Origin of the sequence: Sulfitobacter marinus (assembly GCF_900116285.1) — a bacterium.
GTDB classification, from domain to species: domain Bacteria; phylum Pseudomonadota; class Alphaproteobacteria; order Rhodobacterales; family Rhodobacteraceae; genus Sulfitobacter; species Sulfitobacter marinus.
Window position 1 is genome coordinate 498,311 of record NZ_FPAJ01000001.1, and the last position, 22,197, is coordinate 520,507.

21 protein-coding genes and 1 tRNA gene are annotated in these 22,197 nt (G+C 57.5%); 12 read left to right on the forward strand and 10 right to left on the reverse strand.

Annotated elements, in window-relative coordinates:
- The first annotated feature begins 46 nt into the window (after positions 1–46).
- The 5 genes from BM347_RS02470 to BM347_RS02490 all read left to right on the forward strand — a co-directional run bounded on the left by BM347_RS02470 (position 47) and on the right by BM347_RS02490 (position 6,456).
- Complete coding sequence (locus BM347_RS02470; protein WP_093914823.1) at positions 47–1,807, forward strand: sensor histidine kinase; 1,761 nt, start codon at positions 47–49, stop codon at positions 1,805–1,807.
- On the forward strand, positions 1,804–3,033 hold the full coding sequence (locus BM347_RS02475; RefSeq protein WP_093914824.1) for a sigma-54-dependent transcriptional regulator: 1,230 nt from the start codon (positions 1,804–1,806) through the stop codon (positions 3,031–3,033). Before BM347_RS02470 ends, BM347_RS02475 begins: the two co-directional genes overlap by 4 nt.
- A 247-nt stretch (positions 3,034–3,280) precedes the next feature.
- Complete coding sequence (locus BM347_RS02480) at positions 3,281–4,282, forward strand: DctP family TRAP transporter solute-binding subunit (RefSeq protein ID WP_093914825.1); 1,002 nt, start codon at positions 3,281–3,283, stop codon at positions 4,280–4,282.
- A gap of 112 nt (positions 4,283–4,394) precedes the next feature.
- Positions 4,395–5,075, forward strand: a complete 681-nt coding sequence (locus BM347_RS02485; protein ID WP_093915382.1) for a TRAP transporter small permease — start codon at positions 4,395–4,397, stop codon at positions 5,073–5,075.
- A gap of 4 nt (positions 5,076–5,079) precedes the next feature.
- Entirely contained in the window at positions 5,080–6,456 is a 1,377-nt protein-coding gene (locus BM347_RS02490) for a TRAP transporter large permease (protein WP_093914826.1), read from the forward strand.
- Positions 6,457–6,567: 111 nt separating this feature from the next.
- Here the strand turns inward: BM347_RS02490 and tpiA are convergent, their stop codons facing one another.
- The 5 genes from tpiA to rimK form a co-directional block, all read right to left on the reverse strand.
- Positions 6,568–7,317, reverse strand: a complete 750-nt coding sequence (gene tpiA, locus BM347_RS02495; RefSeq protein WP_093914827.1) for a triose-phosphate isomerase — start codon at positions 7,315–7,317, stop codon at positions 6,568–6,570.
- A gap of 106 nt (positions 7,318–7,423) precedes the next feature.
- Positions 7,424–7,768, reverse strand: a complete 345-nt coding sequence (locus BM347_RS02500; RefSeq protein WP_093915383.1) for a HesB/IscA family protein — start codon at positions 7,766–7,768, stop codon at positions 7,424–7,426.
- A gap of 127 nt (positions 7,769–7,895) precedes the next feature.
- Positions 7,896–9,107, reverse strand: a complete 1,212-nt coding sequence (locus BM347_RS02505) for a glycerophosphodiester phosphodiesterase family protein (protein WP_093914828.1) — start codon at positions 9,105–9,107, stop codon at positions 7,896–7,898.
- A gap of 98 nt (positions 9,108–9,205) precedes the next feature.
- Positions 9,206–9,568, reverse strand: a complete 363-nt coding sequence (locus BM347_RS02510) for an SUF system Fe-S cluster assembly protein (protein WP_093914829.1) — start codon at positions 9,566–9,568, stop codon at positions 9,206–9,208.
- 88 nt (positions 9,569–9,656) lie between these two features.
- Positions 9,657–11,039 (reverse strand): 30S ribosomal protein S6--L-glutamate ligase, encoded by a 1,383-nt coding sequence (gene rimK, locus BM347_RS02515; RefSeq protein WP_093914830.1) that lies wholly within the window; start codon positions 11,037–11,039, stop codon positions 9,657–9,659.
- A 268-nt stretch (positions 11,040–11,307) separates the two neighbouring features.
- On the opposite strand from rimK, the gene tgt reads away from it, so the two are divergent.
- From tgt to BM347_RS17650, 4 genes are all read left to right on the forward strand, one after another.
- The gene (gene tgt, locus BM347_RS02520; protein WP_093914831.1) at positions 11,308–12,435 is read left to right on the forward strand and encodes a tRNA guanosine(34) transglycosylase Tgt; all 1,128 of its coding nucleotides are present in this window, start codon (positions 11,308–11,310) and stop codon (positions 12,433–12,435) included.
- A 107-nt stretch (positions 12,436–12,542) separates the two neighbouring features.
- Positions 12,543–13,640, forward strand: a complete 1,098-nt coding sequence (locus BM347_RS02525; RefSeq protein WP_093914832.1) for an alkene reductase — start codon at positions 12,543–12,545, stop codon at positions 13,638–13,640.
- Between the two features lie 289 nt (positions 13,641–13,929).
- A complete protein-coding gene (gene lon / locus BM347_RS02530) occupies positions 13,930–16,338 on the forward strand; it encodes an endopeptidase La (RefSeq protein ID WP_093914833.1) in 2,409 nt (802 codons plus the stop codon).
- A 169-nt stretch (positions 16,339–16,507) separates the two neighbouring features.
- Positions 16,508–16,945: an HU family DNA-binding protein gene (locus BM347_RS17650; protein ID WP_245764162.1), complete on the forward strand. Its 438-nt coding sequence runs from the start codon at positions 16,508–16,510 to the stop codon at positions 16,943–16,945.
- A gap of 104 nt (positions 16,946–17,049) precedes the next feature.
- Here the strand turns inward: BM347_RS17650 and BM347_RS02540 are convergent.
- A tRNA-Val gene (locus tag BM347_RS02540) sits at positions 17,050–17,125 on the reverse strand.
- A gap of 283 nt (positions 17,126–17,408) precedes the next feature.
- Here BM347_RS02540 and BM347_RS02545 point away from each other — a divergent pair.
- From BM347_RS02545 to BM347_RS02555, 3 genes are read left to right on the forward strand one after another with little or no spacing between them, the layout of a single operon-like run.
- The gene (locus BM347_RS02545; protein WP_093914834.1) at positions 17,409–18,113 is read left to right on the forward strand and encodes an ABC transporter permease; all 705 of its coding nucleotides are present in this window, start codon (positions 17,409–17,411) and stop codon (positions 18,111–18,113) included.
- Positions 18,107–18,814 carry an ATP-binding cassette domain-containing protein gene (locus BM347_RS02550; RefSeq protein ID WP_093914835.1) on the forward strand — a complete coding sequence of 236 codons (708 nt, stop codon included), beginning with the start codon at positions 18,107–18,109 and terminating at the stop codon, positions 18,812–18,814. Before BM347_RS02545 ends, BM347_RS02550 begins: the two co-directional genes overlap by 7 nt.
- Positions 18,811–19,611: an ABC transporter substrate-binding protein gene (locus tag BM347_RS02555; protein ID WP_093914836.1), complete on the forward strand. Its 801-nt coding sequence runs from the start codon at positions 18,811–18,813 to the stop codon at positions 19,609–19,611. Before BM347_RS02550 ends, BM347_RS02555 begins: the two co-directional genes overlap by 4 nt.
- Here the strand turns inward: BM347_RS02555 and BM347_RS02560 are convergent.
- The 4 genes from BM347_RS02560 to BM347_RS02575 are packed head-to-tail and all read right to left on the reverse strand — an operon-like array spanning position 19,608 to position 22,090.
- Positions 19,608–20,129 (reverse strand): DUF6505 family protein, encoded by a 522-nt coding sequence (locus BM347_RS02560; protein ID WP_093914837.1) that lies wholly within the window; start codon positions 20,127–20,129, stop codon positions 19,608–19,610. The two genes, BM347_RS02555 and BM347_RS02560, sit on opposite strands and share 4 nt — an antisense overlap.
- On the reverse strand, positions 20,126–20,830 hold the full coding sequence (locus BM347_RS02565; protein WP_093914838.1) for a biotin/lipoate--protein ligase family protein: 705 nt from the start codon (positions 20,828–20,830) through the stop codon (positions 20,126–20,128). The genes BM347_RS02560 and BM347_RS02565 overlap by 4 nt, the downstream gene beginning before the upstream one ends.
- Positions 20,827–21,894 carry an Mrp/NBP35 family ATP-binding protein gene (locus BM347_RS02570; RefSeq protein ID WP_093914839.1) on the reverse strand — a complete coding sequence of 356 codons (1,068 nt, stop codon included), beginning with the start codon at positions 21,892–21,894 and terminating at the stop codon, positions 20,827–20,829. Before BM347_RS02570 ends, BM347_RS02565 begins: the two co-directional genes overlap by 4 nt.
- A 1-nt stretch (position 21,895) precedes the next feature.
- Entirely contained in the window at positions 21,896–22,090 is a 195-nt protein-coding gene (locus BM347_RS02575) for a DUF6494 family protein (RefSeq protein ID WP_093914840.1), read from the reverse strand.
- Between the last annotated feature and the right edge of the window lie 107 nt (positions 22,091–22,197).

Here is a 22,197-nt window from a genome sequence, read left to right on the forward strand (position 1 = left end):
CCGCGCCCTCTGGTCTTTGCAAGCCGGTCTGTGCCAAATTGTGAAAATGAACATTGGGTTTGGTCGCCGTATCGCGACATGGTTGATATTTTTGATGGTTGTCGCCGCCCTGTCAGCAGGGGTCTGGCGCTATGCCTATTGGCAGGGGCTGGACCAGATCAGCGCACGGGGCAAGGCGGATCTGTCCGTGGCCAGCGACCGTTTGGTGGCGCAGATACAGCGTTATCGTGATCTGGCGGTGTTTCTGTCCGATCATCCGCAGATCAGTGATGTGTTGCAGGGCAGGGCACCGGGCACCGCGCGGGATTTCTTACAAGATGTGGCGGATAAATCAGCGGCCTTGGATGTGCGTGTGGTCGATGCGACGGGCCGTGTTCTGGCCTCGCCGCAAAGCGCGCCGGGTGAGCTGTTGATTGATCTGCCGTTCGTGCGTCGCGCGCTTCGGGGGGCGCTTGGCTGGGGGCATGGGCCAAGCTTGCCGCTGACGGATCGTGCCTATTTTCATGCGGCCCCCGTGTTTGATGCTGCAGGTGAGGTGAGAGGTGCCGTGGTGGTCACGACCGACTTGAACGGTATCGATTACGGCTGGCGCGGCAGCACTCCGGCAGCGTTTTTCACGGATGATGCAGGGGTGGTGCAAATCGCCAACCGGTCGGAAATGCTGTTTTGGCAGCGGCCCGAAGGCACCTCTGGGCTGATCCCGCCCGACGGTGCGGTCCGCCGGTTCGCAGCCAGATCGGTCAACGGGCACGAGATTTGGCAGATGGGCTGGGGGCCATATCTGCCGGATGAGGCGCTGCATCTGACCACGCCGCTGCCCATCGTTGGTTTCATTGGCGAGGTGTTGCTTGACGTGGCACCCGCACGCCGTTTGGCCCTGTCGCAAGCGGCGGCGGTGGCGGCATTGTGTCTGGCTTTTGGCGCGTTGCTGTTTCTGGCAACCGAACGCCGCCGCGCCTTGTCGCAGGCGAACGTCCGATTGGAACGTCGTGTCGCCAAACGCACCGCCGCGCTGAACGCCAGCAACACCGAACTGCGCCGCGAGGCCGCCGAGCGTGAAGAGGCCCAAACCGCCTTGCGCCGCGCGCAGGCCGATCTGGTGCAGGCGGGCAAACTGTCGGCATTGGGGCAGATGTCGGCGGGCATCAGTCACGAGCTGAACCAACCGCTGATGGCGATCCGGTCCTTTGCGGAAAACGCAGGTCAGTTCATGGCCCGCGACAAGCCCGAGCGGGTGACTGAAAACCTGTCGCGGATTTCACAAATGGCCGACCGCATGGCGCGGATTATCCAAAACCTGCGCGCCTTTGCCCGTCAGGAAAGCGTGCCGCAGACCCAAGTTGACGTGACGCGCGTTGTCTCAAGCGCGATTGAGTTGACGCAAAGCTATCTCGCCAAGGCCGGTGTGACGCTGGAATATACGCCGCCGGATGCTCCCGTTTGGGTGCGCGGTGGAGAGGTGCGGCTAAGTCAGGTGTTCGTGAACCTGATCACCAATGCCGCAGATGCCATGGCGGATGCGCAGACGCGCAAGCTGACGATCCATATTGGCGGGGAAGACGCGGTATTGGTGCATTTTATGGACACAGGGCCGGGGATTGAAATGCCCGACAAGGTCTTCGATCCGTTCTACACCACAAAATCCGTGGGGGGTAACGACAGCAGCGGCATGGGGCTGGGCCTGTCGATCAGCTATGGCATCGTGCAAAGTCTGGGCGGGCAAATTCGCGGCAGGAACCTTGACGGCGGCGGGGCAATGTTTTCTGTCCGGCTGGAACGCGCACAGATGACCGAGGCCGCCGCATGAGCAGAACCGTTTTGCTGGTAGATGATGACGCCCATGTGCGCGAGGCCTTGGCCCAAACGCTGGAACTGGCCGATATAGATGTGATTGCGGCGGGGTCATTTGTGGCGTCGAAAGACCGGATAACACCCGAATTTGACGGTATTATCCTGTCTGACATGCGCATGCCGGGGCGTGACGGGTTTCACCTGCTGCAATACGCCCATGACCAAGACCCCGATCTGCCGGTGATCTTGCTGACGGGGGAGGGCGACATCCCCATGGCCGTCCGCGCGATGGAGGCAGGGGCCTTTGATTTCCTGGAAAAACCCTGTGCGCCTGCGGCCTTGTTGGCGGTGGTTGAACGGGCGTTGAAAACCCGGGCGCTGGTGCTGGAAAACCGCCGCTTGTTGCAGATGGTCGAAAGCGGCGATCCGGCGGCACGGTTGATTTTTGGCAGCTCTGCCCTGTCCGAAGCCTTGCGCAGCAAGGTCCGGCGCGCCGCGACCACCGATGCCGAGGTGCTGGTCACCGGCCCGTATGGATCGGGGATTTCCAAGGTAGCAGAGGTGATCCATTTGTCCTCGCCCCGCTCAAAAGCGCCGTTTGTGAAACGCGCGGGCGAGGGGCTGTCGCCGTCTGATCTAAGCGACGCGTTGGCCACGGCGGGCGGGGGCAGTCTGTTTCTGGACGAGGTCACGCATCTGCCTGCGCAAACCCAGCTGACCCTGATCGAAGCCTTGGAAAACACCGCCGAGGTGCGCCTGATCGCGGGCAGCACCCATGATCTGTCTGCGATGGTCGGCGAGGGGCGTTTTCACGCCGATCTTTATTACCGGCTTGAGGTGATGCCTGTGCGCATCCCGTCATTGGCCGAACGGCCCGAGGATATTCCGATCCTGTTTCGGCGCTATGTTGATCAGGCGGCAGAACAATCGGGCCTTGCTGTGCCGCCAATCTCGCCTCAGGTGATTGCCGGGTTGATGGCGCGTGATTGGCCGGGAAATGCGCGCGCGTTGATGTCTGCCGCGATGCGGTTCGTGATGGGGGTCGCGGACGATGTAGCCCCGGATGCGGATCTGGGGCTTGCCGAACAAATGGCGCAAGTGGAACAGTCATTGCTGCGCGCCGCACTCAAGCGGGCAGGCGGGCAGGCCAGTGCCGCCGCATCGGCGCTGAAACTGCCGCGCAAGACGTTTTACGACAAGCTGACCCGCTACGGGATTCGGGCCGAAGACTACCGCAGTTGAACCTGTGCGGTTTTCCGCACAACGGCCCGTGCGCGCGTGCGGGTTTTCGCACAGGGCATTGCGAGTGGTGTTTTTGTAGGCCTCGAAAAATCCTATAGGTAACTGAATTTATTATTATTTATCCAGAAATCCGACCTCCCTTGTAACAGGCTTGTGAGGTGGTGAATTTAACGATCTAATTTCGCCACCGCAGTCGGACCCCCGATTGCCGAGACATTAAAATCAGTTCTCTGGGAGGAGACACCACATGAAATTCCTGACAACAGCCGCAGTCGCGCTGACCCTTTCCGTGAGCGCAGGTGCCGTATCTGCCGCATGTGATGACGGTGAAATTCTGATCAAGTTCAGCCACGTTACAAACACGGACAAGCACCCGAAAGGCATCGCGGCGACCCTGCTTGCCGAGCGTGTAAACGCCGAGATGAACGGCAAAGCCTGCATGGAAGTGTTCCCGAACTCGACCCTGTACAACGATGACCAAGTTCTAGAAGCAATGCTGCAAGGCGACGTTCAAATGGCGGCCCCGTCGCTGTCGAAATTCGAACAGTTCACCAAGCAATTCCGCATCTTCGATCTGCCGTTCATGTTCAAAAACATCAACGCTGTTGACGAATTCCAAAGCTCGGAAACGGGTCAGGCGATGAAAGCATCGATGGAACGTCGCGGCCTGTCCGGTCTGCAGTTCTGGCACAATGGCATGAAACAAATGTCGGCCAACAAGCCGCTGAACCTGCCATCCGATGCAGACGGTCTGAAATTCCGCGTTCAGGCGTCCGACGTGATCAAGGCCCAAATGGAAGCCATCGGCGTTTCCCCACAGCCAATGGCGTTCTCTGAGGTCTACGGCGCGCTGCAAACCGGCGTTGTGGACGGCCAAGAAAACACATGGTCCAACATCTATGGCCAAAAGTTTTTCGAAGTGCAGGACGGTATCACCGAAACCAACCACGGTGTTTTGGACTATATGGTCGTGACATCCACAGACTGGTGGAACAGCCTGCCAGACGACGTGCGCACGCAGCTTGCGACCATACTCGAAGAGGTCACAACCACACGTAACGCCGCCGTTGGCGAAGTGGATGCGGAAGCCCGCCAAGCGATCCTGGATGCAGGTTCGAACATCATCGAGCTGGACGCTGCAACGCGCCAGATCTGGGTTGATGCAATGATGCCCGTCTGGGCCGAGTTTACCGGCGATGTTGGTCAGGAAAACATCGACGCGGCGCAAGCGATCAACGCCAAGCACTAAACAAATCTGATCAATGCCCCGCCCGATCCGGGTGGGGCATTTTTTGCATCTGGTAATCGGGGGCGTCCCGCTTCTTTTGTGCCAGTTTTCTGCATTCAAGCGGAGTTTTCTTATGTCATCAGGATACCAACCCACATCGGCCCTGGGCCGGATCGTGCACGAGTTCGAGGAAACGGCGATCGCCGTGATCTTGGGCCTGATGACGATCATCACCTTTATCAACGTCGTCTTGCGCTATGGCTTTAACACAGGCCTGATCTGGGGCCTTGAGGCGGTGACCTTTCTGTTCGCATGGTTGGTCCTTTTCGGGATGAGCTATGCGGTCAAAGTGACGGCACATCTGGGCGTTGACGCGGTGATTAACCTGTTTTCATCCCCCGTGCGTCGGGTGATCGCGCTGGTCGCATCGGTGATTTGCATCGTCTATGCGATGCTTTTGCTGAAAGGCGCATGGGATTACTGGGCCCCTTTTGCCGGGCTTGATGCCACGTCGGGCCGCTGGTTCCCCACCGGGTTTGAAAACAGCCGCGATCAGGCGTGGTATTCGACCGTGGATATCCCCATGCCGGAATGGCTGCGCTTTATCGAGGCGTCGATGAACCAAGGCGAGGCCTATGAAAAGCTGCCGCGCTTTATTCCTTATGTGATGCTGCCCATCGGTATGGCATTGCTTTTGTTCCGCTTTATCCAAGCAGCGGTACGGATTTTCACAGGTGTTTCGACCAGCCTGATCGTCAGCCACGAGGCCGAAGACGACATCGAGGCCGTCAAACATATGAACGCGGGAGACTGAGCGGATGGAAGTCCTTATTCTATTTCTGATGATCGTCGGGCTGATGCTGTTGGGCCTGCCCATCGCGGTCAGCCTTGGCTTTTCGTCCATCGTATTCCTGCTGGTCTTGTCGGATTCGTCGCTGGCGTCGATTGCGCAGACATTTTTTCAGGCGATGGCCGGGCATTATACCCTGCTGGCGATCCCGTTCTTTGTCTTGGCGTCCTCGTTCATGTCGACGGGCGGTGTGGCGAAACGGATCATCCGTTTCTCAATCGCGCTGGTCGGGCATTTTCCGGGCGGTCTGGCGATTGCGGGTGTCTTTGCCTGTATGATGTTCGCAGCCCTTTCGGGATCGTCGCCAGCCACTGTTGTGGCTATCGGGTCCATCGTGATCGCGGGCATGCGCGAAACCGGCTATACCAAAGAATTCGCGGCCGGCGTGATCGCCAACGCGGGCACCTTGGGCATCCTGATCCCGCCGTCCATCGTCATGGTGGTCTATGCATCGGCCACAGACGTATCCGTGGGCCGGATGTTTCTGGCAGGGGTGATCCCGGGCTTGCTTGCCGGTTTCATGCTGATGCTGACGATCTATATCATGGCGCGGGTTAAAAACCTGCCGCGTGGCGAATGGCGCGGCTGGGCCGAGGTCTTTGCCTCGGGGCGTGAGGCGGGCTGGGGCCTGATGCTGATCGTGATCATTCTGGGCGGCATCTACGGCGGTATCTTTACCCCGACCGAGGCCGCCGCTGTGGCCGCTGTCTATGCCTTCTTTATCGCGTGTTTCGTCTATCGCGACATGGGGCCGCTGCATGTGAAGGGCGAAGGGCGCAACCTGTCGCTGCTGCGCAAGCCTGCCGCATTGGTATCGGTGTTCTTTCACCGCGACGTGCGCGATACCTTGTTCGAGGCGGGCAAGCTGACGGTGACGCTGATGTTCATCATCGCCAACGCGCTGATCCTGAAGCATGTTCTGACCGACGAACAAATCCCGCAGCAAATCTCGGCCGCGATGCTAAGTGCTGGCTTTGGGCCGATCATGTTCCTGATCATCGTCAACGTGATCTTGTTGATCGGTGGCCAGTTTATGGAACCATCGGGGCTGTTGATCATCGTTGCACCGCTGGTGTTCCCCATCGCGATGGAACTGGGTATCGACCCGATCCATCTGGGTATCATCATGGTTGTGAATATGGAGATCGGGATGATTACGCCGCCGGTGGGTCTGAACCTGTTCGTGACCTCGGGCGTGGCGAACATGCCGATGATGAAAGTGGTAAAAGCCGCATTGCCCTTCACCGCCGTATTGTTCGTGTTCCTGATCATGGTCACCTACATACCGATTATCTCGACTTGGTTGCCGACCCTTATGATGGGACCTGAGGTTCTGGTGCGTTAGCCGATCTGGGGATAGGAAATAGTTGAAGGGCGGCATGTCAGATCGACGTGCCGCCCTTTTGCGTCTGTGGTGCAGTGAGTTTATTTTGCAAAATGAAGATCAGGCCAAAAGTCAGGACTGTGACAGGGCCTTGATGATGGGGGTAAAGTCAGCGGCCTTGAGGCTGGCACCGCCGACAAGGGCACCGTCAACATTTTCAGCGGTAAAGATTTCGGCGGCGTTGCTGGGTTTGACCGACCCGCCATACAGTAGGCGGATTGCAGTGCCTTGGGGGGCACCAAAACGGGTGATCAGGCTGTTGCGGATGAAGTCATGCACCTCGATGATCTGATCGAGGCTTGGGACCTTGCCCGTTCCAATCGCCCAGATCGGCTCATAGGCGATGACGGTGTTTTCGCCGGTTGCGGTATCGGGCACTGAACCTGCCAGTTGATCCGCAATGATATCGAGGGTTTTATCTGCTGCGCGGTCGTCGCCGCTTTCGCCAATGCAGATGATTGCCGTCAGGCCGGCCCGCCAAGCTGCGCGGGTTTTGGCGGCCACGGTGGCGTCGGTTTCGCCATAGCCCTCGCGACGTTCGGAATGGCCGACGATGACATAGCTGGCACCGCTATCTGCAATCATTGGCGCGGAGATATCGCCAGTGAAGGCACCTGCGTCTTCGCTATTGCAATCTTGGGCACCGATGACGATGGGGGTACCGCGCATTCGCTCACAGGCGGGAAACAGCAAAGTCGCAGGCGGGCAAATCAGGGTTTCGGCATCACCGGGGCTGACCTGTTGGGCCAGTTCAGCCAGTTCGGACAGGGCGTTGCCCGTGCCGTTCATCTTCCAGTTTCCAGCGGCAAGTTTGCGGCGCATAGTGGTATCCCTCGTGTTTTTTGCACTGGGATAGCAGGGGGCGCGAAACGGGGCAACGGCTAGGGGCGCGCGACAGCGCGATATTGCGCGTCACCTGCGCGGAGGCTTAGCCGAATTTAATCGATTCACCGCAGCCGCAGGCCTCGGTTACGTTGGGATTGCGGAATTTGAAACCGGATTCCAGCAGCGAGGTTTCATAGTCAATTTCGGTGCCGAACAGGAACATTTGCGCCATCGGGGCAATCAACACCCGCGCGCCGTCTTGTTCAACGACCTCGTCATTTGCATCGGGTTCATTGACGTATTCCATGGTGTATTCCATGCCCGCGCAACCGCCCTTTTTGATACCAATGCGCAACCCTGCATGGCCCGCTTGCGTCATCAGCTTGCTGATTTGCGAGGCGGCTTTGGGGGTGATTGTGACTGCTTGTTTGCCGGGAATTGCGAACATCATGGATACTCCTGTTACGGCAAAGATAAGAGGTTCGCGGCGCATTCTCAAGCGGTAGCGTGCAAAATGACAAAGGTCGCCCCGAAATACGGAACGGCCCCTGATTTTTTGTCAACGCTCGGCGGGATCAGAGACCCATGCAGTTGGCGTAGTAGGTCACGGTCGCGGGCCAGTCCGAGAACACGCCCTCTACGCCTGCATCCTGGGCCAGCACATCAAGCGCCACCAGATAATCGCTGTCATCGCTGATGATGTCGCCCACAGAGCGGAAGTACCAGCCGCCGCCCGACGCCAGCGGACCAGAGCGTTCAAGCGTCCATGCGATCAGTTTCATATCCGCAGCTTTGGCCGCCTTTGCATAGGCCGATGCTGCCAGTTTGCCATCTTCGTTGGTCAGCAGCATATTCAGCGACGCGCCGATATACTCGACGCCTTGCGCCTTGAGCTGTGCAAAATCTTGCGACCAGGTTGATTGGTCCTGTTCGTCAAACCCGTCGGACCACTCAACCAGATAAACGGCTTGTTTGCCGAACTCGGGCTCTGCCTTGATCCAGTAGAGCACGTCATCAAGATTGAACGATTGCGCCCATACGTCGGAGGCAGGGACACCGGCCGCTTTGTATTCTTCGATCATCTTTTGCGCATAGTCTTCTTGGCTAAAGCCGTTATGCGGCATCTCGACCGAAGGGGATTTTAGCTCGGGTGTGAATTTCGCACCCAAAGATTTGAACAATGCGATGGATTCCGCGTGGGTCATCAAATGCGCACCATCGGAATAAAGTTGGGTGCGGAAAGGGGCCACGCCGCCCTGGTACTCTTCGGCCGTGGTTGCGGTTTTATCGGCGCTGTCCATTTTCGGGGTCAACGTCTGGAATTCGGCCAGTGTCAGGTCGGATGTGCGGCATTCGGCGCTTGCAGCACTGTCTTCCGCAGCAGGGGTAAAGTCCGCGGTACATTTGTCGGCCAGATCGGACACGAGGATATTGGTGGTGGTGTGCAGATCATTTTGCGCGTGACGGCAGACCAGTTCGTGATCGGCGGTAAAGGTCACGTCGCATTCCAGGATGCCCGCACCCATCCGCGCCGCAGCAACGTTTGATTCAACGGTATGTTCAGGAAACAACAGCGGCGCACCACGGTGACCGATTGAAAACGCGGTCTGCTGTGGGGTTTGACCCATGCAGGACGCCAGCTTGTCCTTCAGCGCACCCTCGGGCAGCTTGTCGACCAGATAGGCCGGACGCGGGCCATATTCGACGGGGGTTTGCAGGGCGTGGTTGCCAGCCAAAAGGGCGGTCGGCAGCAGGGTCAAAGCGGTTAGGGCAGTTGTGATACGCATGATCTCTCCAGATAAAAAAACATCTGGCGCGTATGTCGCGGCCAGATGTTACATTTCTACGATGGTTTCATGATGGTCTCGTGAAGTATGACTGACATCTACATGAACCCCAGTTCAAGCCGGGCCTCGTCCGACATCATATCCATGCCCCATGGTGGCTCCCAGACCAGTTCGACATCGACGGTTTTGACGCCGGGTAGCGGTTCGACCGCGTCGGCCACCCAGCCGGGCATTTCACCCGCAACAGGACAACCGGGGGCGGTTAGCGACATCTTGATGTTCACTTCGCTTTCGGGGTTGATATCGATGGTGTAGATTAGGCCAAGTTCATAAATATTGACTGGAATCTCAGGGTCATAGACGGTGCGGCATGCTTCAACGATCTGCTCATACAGCGGATGGTCGGTGGTAGAGGGTGCAATCAGTGGTGTACCTTCTAGGGGTTGGGTGCTGTCGTTCATCGGGTGCCTCACTTCTTTTTCTGACACTTTATATAGGGATCAGTGCGCCCAGCGTCTAGTGGTGCGGCGCTGCGTTGGCCCTTCGGGTTTATCCCTTGCGTTTGCGTACGGGCTGCGGTTTTACCCGCGCCTCGACCATATCATAGAGCATGCCAACGATATCCTTGTTGGTCGCCTTCTCGATCCCCTCAAAACCGGGGGAGGAATTGACCTCCAACACTTTGGGCCCGCTTTCGGATCGCAATAGGTCAACGCCGGCTTTGCCCAAGCCAAAGGCACGCGCCGCGCGCAGGGCTGTCTCACGCTCCTGTTTGGTGATCCGCACCACCTTGGCCGACCCGCCACGGTGCAGGTTCGACCTGAAATCGCCATCCGCGCCGGTGCGTTTCATGGCGGCCACGACCTTGCCATCAATCACCAGGCAGCGAATGTCTTCTCCGGCGGCTTCCTTGACGAAATCCTGCACCAGAAAATTCGCCTTAAGCCCGCGAAAGGCGTCGATCACGGATTCCGCGGCCTTTTTGGTTTCGGCCAGAACGACCCCCTTGCCTTGGGTGGATTCCAGTAGTTTCACAATCAAGGGTGCGGTGCCCACAAGCGCCATCAGGTTCGACGTGTCCTTGGGCGACGCGGCAAAGGCGGTGGTCGGCATGCCGATCTTCTTTGAGGCCAACACCTGATGCGCATGCAGCTTGTCGCGACTGGCCAGAATACCGGCAGATCCGTTCACACAATAGGTGCCGATGGTTTCAAACTGCCGGATCACCGCACAGCCGTAGGGCGTGATCGACGCGCCAATGCGCGGGATCACAGCGTCATAACGCGGTAGACGTTTGCCGTCATAATGTACTTCGGGGGCCATCGCGTTGATCGCCATATAACAACGTGTGGTGTCGATAACTTCAACCGTATGGCCACGTGCCTCGCCGACCTCGACCAGACGCTGTGTGGAGTAATTCTCGGCCTCACGGCTCAGCACCGCAATGCGCAACGCCCGTTTCGGGGCGGTGTGGCGCACGGCGGCTGAATGATAGACGTCATAGCTCAGCTCGGGTTGCAGGCGCTTTTCCGTGGCCGAAATCGTGATGTGGTCGGTCAGCGCTTGCCGCCCCAGCAGCATCCGGCTGGCCATGCCCGCCCGGTTGGTCAGGGTGATGTCGATGGGCCAACTCTGCCCGTTCACGTCCAATGTGGTCGAAATCACATAACGCAATTCGGATTCGCCGTTCGATGATGTCACCTCGCGGCGGTCAATAATCGGAGCCGAGCAGGTGATGACAATATCGTCGTTGCCCGCCACCGGATAGACGTTGAACCGCACCTTTGGTTTGGCGTCGGGCCCAAAAACCTCGATGTCATGGGCGTGCAGCGATGATGTCTTGGCGCCTGTGTCAATCTTGGCTTTGATCGACGGCAACCCCAAGCCGGGCAGGGCGATCCATTCTTCCCAACCGAAATTCAATTCTTCCATATCACAAGGCTCCAAGACCGCTGCATTGATGCCGCCGACTAACAGGTCGCATGACACCTCTCAAGGCGTCACAGATGTTTCCAAATGGTAAATCATCCCGGGGTTCGGGGCAGAGCCCCGAGGCGGTTGCGGCAATGCGCCTCGCTTGCCCATATCGGCTGTGCGCCGCTTTTTTTGCCTAATTCCCAGGGCGCTTAGATTATGCCACAGCAAAAGCAATATGTCATGGTGATTGCACGCGATTGCACGACCTCTTATAGGCGCTGTCATGGAAAAATTCTCATTCGATCTTCAGGCGCGTGACGGGTCTGCCCGCACCGGCGTCATCTCGACCCCTCGGGGTGACATTCGCACACCTGCGTTTATGCCCGTGGGCACTGCCGCCACCGTCAAGGCGATGATGCCCGAAAGCGTCGTGGCCACGGGTGCCGATATTTTGCTGGGCAATACCTATCACCTGATGCTGCGCCCCACCGCCGAGCGGATCGACCGGCTGGGTGGTCTGCACAAGTTCATGAACTGGGACAAACCGATCCTGACCGATTCAGGCGGCTTTCAGGTGATGAGCCTTGCCGACCTGCGCAAGCTGACCGAAAAGGGTGTGACCTTCAAAAGCCACATCGACGGGTCCAAGCACGAACTGACACCAGAGCGGTCGATGGAAATCCAAAAGCTGCTCGGTTCTGACATCGTCATGTGTTTTGACGAATGCCCCGCCTTGCCCGCAGACCGCGACCGCATCGCGGAATCCATGCGCCTGTCGATGCGGTGGGCCGCGCGCAGCCGCGACGCCTTTGGTGACCGTCCCGGCCATGCGCTCTTTGGCATCCAGCAAGGCGGGCTTGAGCAGGATTTCCGCGAGGAAAGCGCCAAGGCGCTGATTGACGTGGGCTTTGACGGTTATGCTGTCGGCGGTCTGGCCGTGGGCGAGGGGCAAGAGGCGATGTTTGGCTGTCTTGATTTCGCCACCGACATGCTGCCCGTGGACCGTCCGCGCTATCTGATGGGGGTGGGCAAGCCCGACGACATCGTCGGCGCTGTGGCCCGTGGCATCGACATGATGGACTGTGTGTTGCCGTCACGCTCGGGCCGCACGGGGCAGGTGTTCACCCGCCACGGTGTTGTGAACATCAAAAACGCCCGCCACGCCGATGATCCGCGCCCGTTGGATGAAGACTGCACATGCCCGGCCTGCTCAAACTACAGCCGCGCCTATCTGCACCATGTCTTTCGCAGTCAGGAAATGATCTCGGGCATGCTGCTCACGTGGCACAACCTACATTACTTCCAGGAAATCATGGCCGGTATGCGTGGGGCGATTGCCGCAGGTACGTTTGACACGTGGCAGGCTGATTTTCATGCCCAAAGGGCGCAGGGGGATATAGAGCCGCTGTAGCTTTTCAACCGGCGGCGTGAAAAATAAACTTGTGAACCGATCCTTGTCGTCGCGCGTCTTTTGGTTAGGTGATGAAGACAAGAAATAATTAGGACGGGACGTACCCCATGACACAAGAATTATTCACACCGCTGAAGGTTGGCGCGATCGAGGCCAAGAACCGTATCGTAATGGCCCCGCTGACCCGCAGCCGCGCCGATAACGACACCGGTGAAGTCAACGATTTGCACGTTGAATATTATGCCCAACGCGCCGGTGCTGGCATTATCATCACCGAAGCTGCGCAAATCAGTCCCGAGGGCAAAGGCTATATCAAAACCCCCGGTATCTATACCGAAGGGCAGGTTGCGGCGTGGAAGAAGGTCACGGATGCCGTGCACAAGGCGGGCGGCAAGATCGTCATCCAACTTTGGCATGTGGGCCGGATCAGCCATGTAGACATCCAGCCAAACGGCCAAAAACCTGTGGCACCTTCCGCGATTGCCGCGAATATGAAAACCTTTACCGGCGACGGTATGGTCCCCACATCCGAGCCACGCGCGTTGGAGCTGGAAGAGATGCCCCGCATCGTTGCCGATTATGTCCACGCGACCAAGATGGCCAAGAAAGCCGGCTTTGACGGGGTCGAGGTGCACGGTGCTAACGGTTATCTTCTGGATCAGTTCATGAAGACCTCAAGCAATAAACGTGAGGATGCCTATGGTGGGTCCGTTGAGAACCGCGCGCGTCTGCTGCTTGAGGTTATGGAAGGCGTCACCAATGCGTGGGATGGTGATCATGTTGGCCTGCGTTTGTCGCCGTTCTCTCCGGCCAATGATATTGCCGACGACAACCCCCAAGAGACGTTTGAATATGTTGTCCGCGAATTGAATAAATTCGGGTTGGCCTATCTGCACATTGTCGAAGGATCGACCGGCCAATCACGCGATCTTAAGGAAGGCGAGGATCTGGCCAAGCTGCGCCAGCTGTTTGACGGGATCTATATGGCTAACAATCTTTATGACCGCGAGATGGCGATCAAAGCGGTTGCGGGTGGCACGGCCGATCTGGTCGCCTTTGGCCGGCCTTATATTTCAAATCCGGATCTGGCCAAACGCCTTGAGCTTGATGCACCGCTGAACGAAAACGACCCCAAGACGGTCTATGCGGGCGGCAAGGAAGGCTATATCGATTATCCTTTCATGGAAGAAATCGCGGCGGAATAAGCCTGCATTTTCCGGCCTGTCCCTTGGGATGGGCCGGAACCTTCCGGGTCAAATCCGTTTTGAATGGGATTTTTGACCGGAAATTAATCGATCCGTGCTTGTCTGTCCGCTGATAGCGGTTCATTCTGGCATAAACCCCAAATCAGGTGGCCAAGCCTTGTAAGGCGGTAGCGCCAAGGGGATTGAAACAGGCGGGTAGGGTTCCCAAATACCCTATCTAGAACAGGAGATGACCGATCGGCTGCCTAGAATAGGGGCCAGTGTCATCTTGCAGAATAAGGAAAAGAGCATGTTAGAGCCTCTGAACGCATCCTACCCCGTGTTGCCCCTGCGCGACATCGTGGTGTTCCCCCATATGATCGTCCCGCTTTTCGTGGGTCGCGAAAAATCCGTGCGTGCCTTGGAAGAAGTGATGGCTGACGATAAGCAGATCCTGCTGTCCAGCCAGATTGACCCCGGCATGGATGACCCAGACGCAGATGGTATTTTCCAGACAGGTGTGCTGGCGAATGTGTTGCAACTGCTGAAACTGCCCGATGGCACCGTCAAGGTGCTTGTCGAAGGGCAATCACGTGTGCGCATCACTGAATACCTTGAAAACGATAGCTTTTTCGAAGCTACGGCAGAGTATCTGAGCGAGATTCCCGGTGATGAAACCACTACGCGGGCGCTGATCAAGACGGTTGCCGAAGAGTTCGAGCGTTATTCCAAAGTCAAAAAGAACGTACCCGAAGAGGCGCTGACAGCTGTGTTGGAAGCGACCGAACCTGCACGTCTTGCTGATTTGGTGGCGGGGCATTTAGGGATCGAGGTCGAGCAAAAGCAAGATTTGCTTGAAACGCTTTCCGTGTCTGAACGTCTTGAGAAAGTTTACGGGCTGATGCAGGGCGAAATGTCCGTGTTGCAGGTCGAGAAAAAGATCAAGACCCGCGTAAAAAGCCAAATGGAAAAAACACAGCGCGAATATTACCTGAATGAGCAAATGAAAGCCATTCAGACCGAGCTGGGTGACGGCGAGGAAGGCAAAGGCGAGTTGGCCGAACTTGAGGCGCGTGTCGCTGAAACCAAGCTGAGCAAAGAGGCAAAGGAAAAGGTCGACAGCGAGCTGAAAAAGCTCAAGAATATGTCGCCCATGTCTGCCGAGGCCACAGTTGTGCGCAACTATCTTGACTGGATCCTGTCGATCCCGTGGAATGTCAAATCACGCACCAAAAAGGACTTGGTCAAAGCGCAGCAAGTACTGGACGATGATCACTATGGCCTTGAAAAGGTTAAAGAACGCATCGTGGAATACCTTGCTGTGCAGCAGCGGTCTTCCAAGCTGAAAGGTCCGATCATGTGCCTTGTCGGCCCTCCTGGTGTGGGTAAAACGTCGCTTGGTAAATCAGTGGCCAAGGCCACAGGGCGCGAATTCATTCGCATCAGCCTTGGTGGCGTGCGTGACGAATCCGAAATTCGTGGTCACCGCCGGACGTATATCGGCTCCATGCCGGGTAAGATCATTCAGGCGCTCAAAAAAGCTAAGACGAATAACCCGCTGATCTTGCTCGATGAAATCGACAAGATGGGGCAGGATTTCCGCGGCGATCCCGCGTCGGCGATGCTCGAGGTGCTTGATCCGGAACAGAACTCCACCTTCGTGGATCACTATCTTGAGGTCGAATATGACCTATCGAACGTGATGTTCCTGACAACGTCGAACAGCTATAACATGCCGGGCCCGCTTCTTGACCGGATGGAGATTATCCCGCTGTCGGGCTATACCGAGGATGAAAAGCGCGAGATTGCCAAACAGCATCTTGTCGCCAAACAAGTCAAGAATCACGGTCTGAAGGCAAAGGAATTTGCCATTGAAGACAGTGCCTTGACCAGCATGATCCGGTATTACACCCGCGAGGCCGGCGTGCGTAATCTTGAGCGTGAAATCGCGAAAGTGGCGCGCAAGTCGCTGACCAAAATCGTCAAGAAAGAGGCCGAAAGCATCACGGTGAATGCTGACAACATCGAGGATTTCCTTGGCGTTAAGAAGTATCGCTATGGTCTGGCCGAGCTTGAAGATCAGATCGGTGTGGTGACCGGCTTGGCCTATACGTCGGTCGGGGGTGAATTGCTCCAGATTGAGGCATTGCGCCTGCCGGGTAAGGGCCGGATGAAGACCACGGGTAAGCTGGGCGATGTGATGAAGGAATCCATCGACGCCGCAAGCAGTTATGTACGGTCGATCAGCCCGCAGATCGGGGTCAAGCCGCCCAAGTTCGACACGCTCGATATCCACGTGCACGTGCCCGATGGTGCCACACCCAAGGACGGCCCCTCGGCTGGTTTGGCGATGGTGACGTCGATCGTATCGGTGCTGACGCAAATCCCCGTCCGGCGTGATATCGCCATGACGGGCGAGGTGTCGCTGCGCGGGAATGCGATGCCGATTGGTGGGCTCAAGGAAAAGCTGCTTGCCGCCTTGCGCGGTGGAATTACCACGGTTTTGATCCCCAAAGAGAACGAAAAGGATCTGCCGGATATCCCCGACAACGTGAAGGAAGGGCTGAAAATCATCCCGGTCGAACATGTGTCCGAAGTCTTGCAGCATGCTCTTGTGCGGCAGCCTGATCCAATTGAGTGGGATCAAGAAGCCGAAGATGCGGCGGCAGCTGCGCTGGCTAAAAAATCCCCAAGCGCGGACAATGCTACTGCGCATTGATCCCGCTGATACGCAAAAACATGGCCGCCCTGGAAACGGGGCGGCTTTTGCAGTTCAGGACACTGCGCCTAAATAAGAACCACTTGAACAGTACTGCGACCGCAATGCTGGTGTTCACTAAATTCTCACGCTATAAAGTTGTGTAGCGGCAAATCGGCGGGAGCGTCTCATGAGCAGTCCAACAAAACCGAGAAAATCGACAGCAGACCGGTCGAAATTGCCCGCCGCCATGAGAAGCAAATCCATACAAACCGTCACGCCACCTGCCTCTCGCAGGGCGCAGGCAACCAAAGCGGCTACACCAAACCCCGACGCACCGCGCCCGGTGATTATTGGCCCGGTCATGCGCAAGAAAGAGCTAATCGATCTGGTCGTCGAGCGGTCAGGCATCAAGAAAAAGGATGCCAAGCCCGTCGTCGAAGCCATGCTTTCAGTACTGGGGGAGGCATTGGGCGACAGCCGCGAATTAAACCTCCTGCCGATGGGGAAATTCAAAGTCTTGAACGAGAAAGATCTGGCAAACGGCAAAATGATGCGTGTGAAAGTGCGTCAAGTGAAAACCGCAGCTGCGCCGCGCAGGAACGCCGAGATCAAAGCAGACGGCTAAGACACACAAGCGCCGCCGCGCTATGGTAAAAGCCGTGAGCATATCAGGACTGCAGATAAATATCCCATTATCTCAGGATATTAGGCTGTGTTTTGAATGGGGGATGGTGGGTCGTGAGAGGCTCGAACTCCCGACATCTTCGGTGTAAACGAAGCGCTCTACCAACTGAGCTAACGACCCGTGAGCGTTCTACTATCCAAGCCCCACGGGTGTTTCAACCCCATTAATGCGCTGACTTCAAATTTTCTGCAAAAGTTTTGAGATAGGCGGCTGCAGGGGCCTATGGCGGGGCCGTCAGGGTCCTAACTTTCCTATGCATTATTCAAAGATGCGCAGGAAATACCCCAATCATTTTAAAGGGCTGGACCTTCTTGAGGGGTGATCTCAGCACTTTCTACTTGCCATTCCTAGGGGAAAACCCGACCGTAAATTCCGTAGGGCGGGAAACGGGATCGCGCGGCATATGGTTGATATTTGGGAGGGATTGAGCGCGGCATTCTGGCTGATCGTGCAGTTCGATACCGAGCTTTGGGAAATTAGCCTAAGATCGTTGCGTGTGACCCTGACCGCCTTGGTGATCGCATCCGTAATTGCCATCCCCTTGGGGACATATCTGGCGGTGCAGCGGTTTCGCTATCGGCGTTTTACGATATCGCTGATCAATGCGTTGATGGGCTTGCCGCCGGTCGTTGTGGGGTTGGTCGTGTATATTTTACTGTCCCGCTCTGGCCCTTTTGGCGTATTGAATCTGCTGTTTACACCGACGGCGATGATCATCGCGCAGGTGATCATTATCACGCCCGTTATCGCGTCCATTGCCCACCAGTCGATGCGCGAATTATGGGCTGAATATCATGATTTGCTAATCTCGCTGAACACATCGAAATGGCAGCGGATCACGACCTTGGTCCGGGATGGACGGCGTAATTTGCTGACCGCAGCGCTGGCGGGTTTTGGCCGCGCCATAGGCGAGGTGGGCGCAATCATGATCGTCGGCGGCAATATTGACCATGTGACCCGTGTGCTGACCACCGCCATCGCGCTTGAGACGGGAAAGGGCGATTTTGCGCTGGCCTTGGGGCTGGGCTTTGTCCTTATCGGCTTGGCGATTGTGGTGAATTTGGCGATCCACACCCTGTCGCGCACAGAACGGGAGGGCCAATGGTGAGCCGTCTCTTTCCCCTGACATTACAAGATGTTGCCGTCCGCAGACAGGGTAAGCGGATCATTGGTCCCATTGATATGGTGCTGGATCCGTCGGGTCCGACGATGGTGATCGGGCCGAACGGATCGGGCAAAACCACATTGCTGCGCGTCATGCACGGGATTGAACGGATCAGTGCCGGTTCTGCCACTTGGGCCGCGCCGGACAGCTCAAAACACGCGTTTGTATTTCAGTCGCCTATTGTCATGCGCCGGTCGGTGGTTGAAAATCTGGCCTATCCGCTGCGGCTGGTGAAAACCCCCGCGGCGCAGATCAAGGAAACGGTGGATTATTGGCTGGACCGGATCGGGCTCACGCCGGTGCAAAACAGCCCTGCAACGCGTCTGTCGGGCGGCGAGCGGCAGAAACTGGCCATTGCCCGCGCCTTGGTCCGCAAACCTGATGTGCTGTTTCTGGATGAACCTTGCGCCAATCTGGACGGCCGCGCCACCCACGAGATCGAGACTCTGCTGCAAGAGATTGCAGAGGCGGGCACGCATCTGGTGATGGCCACCCACGACATGGGGCAGGCACGGCGGTTGGCCCATGATCTGGTGTTTATGCTGGACGGAAAAATTCACGAAACGGGGCCGGCGGCTACCAAGTTTTCGACCCCCGAAACCCAAGCACTTGCTGCTTTTTTAAGAGGAGACATTGTAACATGAAACGACTTTTAACTGCTGTCACACTGCTGCTATGGGCACAGACGGCCAGCGCCGATGAAATGCGTATGGCGGTGACCACATCCTTTGATAACTCGGGTTTGGCCGATGTCTTGCTGCCGGCGATCAAGGCTGATGTTGATCTGGATGTAAGGCTTTTGGTGGTGGGCACCGGTCAGGCATTGCGCTTGGGCGAGGCGGGGGATGTCGATGCCGTATTGGTTCATTCCAAAGCGGCAGAGGAAAAATTCGTTGCCGAGGGTCACGGCACGCACCGCCGCGAGATCATGTATAATGATTTCGTTTTTGTCGGCCCCAACGCTGACCCCGCAGAGATTGCAGGTGCGACCAGTGCGGCGGATGCGGTGCAGCGGATCGAGGGTGTCAAAGCCTCGTTCGTCAGCCGTGGTGACGACAGCGGCACCCATAAGGCCGAGAAAAAGATCTGGGCCGGTGCGGGGCTGGACAGTGCTGCCTTCGGCGATTGGTACCGTCCGGTCGGGGCAGGGATGGGGGCCGCATTGAACACGGCTGCTGGCATGAATGCCTATATTCTGGCCGACCGCGCCAGCTGGCTGAACTTTGGCAACAAAGCCGATCTGGCGCTGCTGTATTCCGGCGATCCGGCCCTGTTTAATCAATACGCACTGCTGCCGGTGAACCCCGATAAAAATGCCAACATTCGCAACGACTTGGCGATGAAGCTTGAAGGCTGGTTGACCAGCCCGCGCGCCGCTGAATTGATCAATGGCTACAAGATCAACGGCCAACCGTTGTTCGTGTTTAACGCGACACCTTAAGGGTCGTGATGATGCCCATGATTATGGTCATGGGCATCATCCTCGTCCAGTGATCCATGCACGGCGAATTGCATAATGTCGGCATCCTGCGCTTCGATCACGCGGTAGGCTTCTTTAACCCCTGCGGGGGTCAATTCGCGCGACACGGTCAGCAGGGTGTTCGGCCCGTGATCTTCGCACAGCTCGGCCATCTGGGCGATTTCCTCTTTGGCGACGGCAATCGCGGCCTCAAGATCTGGCGCGCCATAGATGTCGACGAAATGCTGGGCCAGCAGACCTGCCAGCACATCATGTTCATGCGGCTCAATCTGCGTCACCGCGACAAAACTGACCCTGCCAAAGGTCTCCATCCCCATCCATCCGTTGGCGAACGCTTGCCGCGCCTTGCCGACCAAATCACCTTCGCTCCAGTTTGAAAACTCGAACCCGCCGGAAATACACCATTCACCGGTGCGCGCAGGGTTGTGAAAAACGCGGGTGTCGCTTTCGTCAAAATGGATGGCGCGGGCTAGGTTCATACGGGCCTCGTGAGGGTTGCGGTCAGCGGTATCAATACGGTTTCTTGGTTGATCTTCAACAACAACCCCAGCTTTTCATCAAGCCCGACGTAGCCACCGGTCTGCCCGGCCACCGTGATTTCGCCGTCAAGGCCATGGGCAAGGCCAGCCCATTCTGTATGCAGTTTGGCCATGCCGCCGTCGGCCCAATTGTTGATCCCGACGAGGGTATGGCGTACCCAAGCTTCAAGCATTTGATCAGGGGCCAGATCGGCGCAACCTTCGGCGTAGAGCGCTGTTTGATCCGGGGTCAGGCCGGTGTCATCTTGATCGGGCCACATCGACAAGTTCAGCGCAACGACCAGCCAATCGGGCACAGCATCAGGGTCGACATCTGATGCGGCCATTTTCAACTGCCCCGCACGCCCGCCATTGATATAAAGACCGCCATCCCAGCCCAGATGCACGCCCACCTCGGGCGGGGCCAAGGCCCCAAGCGCGTTCTGAAATCCGACGCCGGACACCGGCAGCATCGCCACAGCATCGGCAAGCGGCACATCGGGGGCAAAGACGATGGCCGCGCGCAAATTACTGGACCCTAGATCGTAGATCACCAACCCTGCATCACAGCCCGCTTCTGCAGCTGCGCAAGCCAAGACAAAGGGATCATCGCCCTTGGCGTCCTGGCCGGAAAACAGCGGTGGAAACGCGGGCTTTGTCATGCATGCCCTTGGGATATCAGGTCTTTTGCCACTTTGCGGAAAGCCAAGGCTTGGGCGCTTTCGGGTTTGGACACCACAATCGGCGCACCGCCATCTGCCGCCAGACGAATGTCGATATGTAGCGGGATTTCTGCCAGCAACGGCACGTCCAGCTTCTGCGCTTCCGCAGCGACACCGCCATGGCCGAACAGATGTTCCTCGTGACCGCAGGCCGAACAGATATGCGTGGACATGTTTTCGATCATGCCGATCAGGGGCGTGCCAAGCTGGTTGAACATGTCGATCCCCTTGCGGGCGTCCAGCAGGGCGATGTCTTGCGGGGTCGACACGATGATTGCGCCGTTGAGTTCGGCCTTTTGCGCAAGTGTCATCTGCACATCACCGGTGCCGGGCGGCAGATCAACGATCAGAACATCCAGCGCGCCCCATTGCACCTGAGACAGCATTTGTTGCAACGCGCCCATAAGCATCGGGCCGCGCCAGACAACGGCCTGATCCTCGTTGGTCATCAGGCCCAGCGACATCATGGTTACGCCGTAGTTACGCATCGGCAGGATCGTTTTTCCATCGGGTGACGCGGGCCGCCCCGACACCCCCAACATGCGCGGTTGCGAGGGCCCGTAAACATCCGCATCCAGCAAGCCGACGCGGCGGCCTTCGGCGGCCAGCGCGCAGGCCAGATTGGCAGCAACGGTTGATTTACCCACTCCGCCCTTGCCGGATGCCACGGCGATAATCCGGTCGATGCCGGGCACTTTTTGCGGGCCTGCGGGCGCAGAGCTGCGTGATCCTTTCAGATCAGGTGGCGGTTTGGGGGCGCTATGGGCCGTCAACACGATCGAGACGGATTTGACCCCGTCCAGCGCTTTGATCTGCGACTCGCCGGTGTCTTTGAGGGTCGTGTAGGCCGCCGCGTGATCGCCGCTGACTTCCATCACGAAACGTACAACACTATCCTCGACGGTCAAAGCCTTGACGATGCCTGCCTCGACGATAGATGTGCCGCTGATCGGGTCCTTTAGGTCTGCCAGAACGGCTAGAACGGTTTCTCTGGTGACGCTCACCTTAGGATTGCCCCTCGATTTTGCCGGTAACGACATGTTCCATGTCCAGCCCGTCGATGGTCAACACCATCTTGGCGTCAAAGCTTTTGCCCGTGGTGTCGCCGGCGTTGCGCAGCGCCTCTTCGATGGCTTGTTGTGATGTCACGCCAACCTGTTTCAGGAACTTGCGCATCGACATGTTGAAATCTTCGCTCATTTTCGGGTCTCCGATGTCTGGGGCCGCTGTGCGGTCAACCTTGTGGGCTGGTGCGGTGGCGGCAATGGGAAAGGGGTATGTGTTTTTGTAACTGGCGGATCGGGGCG

What these genes read in the sequence shown, in the direction of transcription:
- BM347_RS17650 (WP_245764162.1), top strand. Translation starts at nt 16,508, where the DNA reads ATGAGCAGTCCAACAAAACCGAGAAAATCGACAGCAGACCGGTCGAAA.
- BM347_RS02490 (WP_093914826.1), top strand. Translation starts at nt 5,080, where the DNA reads ATGGAAGTCCTTATTCTATTTCTGATGATCGTCGGGCTGATGCTGTTG.
- BM347_RS02525 (WP_093914832.1), top strand. Translation starts at nt 12,543, where the DNA reads ATGACACAAGAATTATTCACACCGCTGAAGGTTGGCGCGATCGAGGCC.
- BM347_RS02550 (WP_093914835.1), top strand. Translation starts at nt 18,107, where the DNA reads ATGGTGAGCCGTCTCTTTCCCCTGACATTACAAGATGTTGCCGTCCGC.
- lon (WP_093914833.1), top strand. Translation starts at nt 13,930, where the DNA reads ATGTTAGAGCCTCTGAACGCATCCTACCCCGTGTTGCCCCTGCGCGAC.
- tgt (WP_093914831.1), top strand. Translation starts at nt 11,308, where the DNA reads ATGGAAAAATTCTCATTCGATCTTCAGGCGCGTGACGGGTCTGCCCGC.
- BM347_RS02545 (WP_093914834.1), top strand. Translation starts at nt 17,409, where the DNA reads ATGGTTGATATTTGGGAGGGATTGAGCGCGGCATTCTGGCTGATCGTG.
- BM347_RS02500 (WP_093915383.1), bottom strand. Translation starts at nt 7,768, where the DNA reads ATGTTCGCAATTCCCGGCAAACAAGCAGTCACAATCACCCCCAAAGCC.
- BM347_RS02480 (WP_093914825.1), top strand. Translation starts at nt 3,281, where the DNA reads ATGAAATTCCTGACAACAGCCGCAGTCGCGCTGACCCTTTCCGTGAGC.
- BM347_RS02560 (WP_093914837.1), bottom strand. Translation starts at nt 20,129, where the DNA reads ATGAACCTAGCCCGCGCCATCCATTTTGACGAAAGCGACACCCGCGTT.
- BM347_RS02575 (WP_093914840.1), bottom strand. Translation starts at nt 22,090, where the DNA reads ATGAGCGAAGATTTCAACATGTCGATGCGCAAGTTCCTGAAACAGGTT.
- BM347_RS02565 (WP_093914838.1), bottom strand. Translation starts at nt 20,830, where the DNA reads ATGACAAAGCCCGCGTTTCCACCGCTGTTTTCCGGCCAGGACGCCAAG.
- BM347_RS02510 (WP_093914829.1), bottom strand. Translation starts at nt 9,568, where the DNA reads ATGAACGACAGCACCCAACCCCTAGAAGGTACACCACTGATTGCACCC.
- BM347_RS02470 (WP_093914823.1), top strand. Translation starts at nt 47, where the DNA reads ATGAACATTGGGTTTGGTCGCCGTATCGCGACATGGTTGATATTTTTG.
- tpiA (WP_093914827.1), bottom strand. Translation starts at nt 7,317, where the DNA reads ATGCGCCGCAAACTTGCCGCTGGAAACTGGAAGATGAACGGCACGGGC.
- BM347_RS02555 (WP_093914836.1), top strand. Translation starts at nt 18,811, where the DNA reads ATGAAACGACTTTTAACTGCTGTCACACTGCTGCTATGGGCACAGACG.
- BM347_RS02485 (WP_093915382.1), top strand. Translation starts at nt 4,395, where the DNA reads ATGTCATCAGGATACCAACCCACATCGGCCCTGGGCCGGATCGTGCAC.
- BM347_RS02475 (WP_093914824.1), top strand. Translation starts at nt 1,804, where the DNA reads ATGAGCAGAACCGTTTTGCTGGTAGATGATGACGCCCATGTGCGCGAG.
- rimK (WP_093914830.1), bottom strand. Translation starts at nt 11,039, where the DNA reads ATGGAAGAATTGAATTTCGGTTGGGAAGAATGGATCGCCCTGCCCGGC.
- BM347_RS02505 (WP_093914828.1), bottom strand. Translation starts at nt 9,107, where the DNA reads ATGCGTATCACAACTGCCCTAACCGCTTTGACCCTGCTGCCGACCGCC.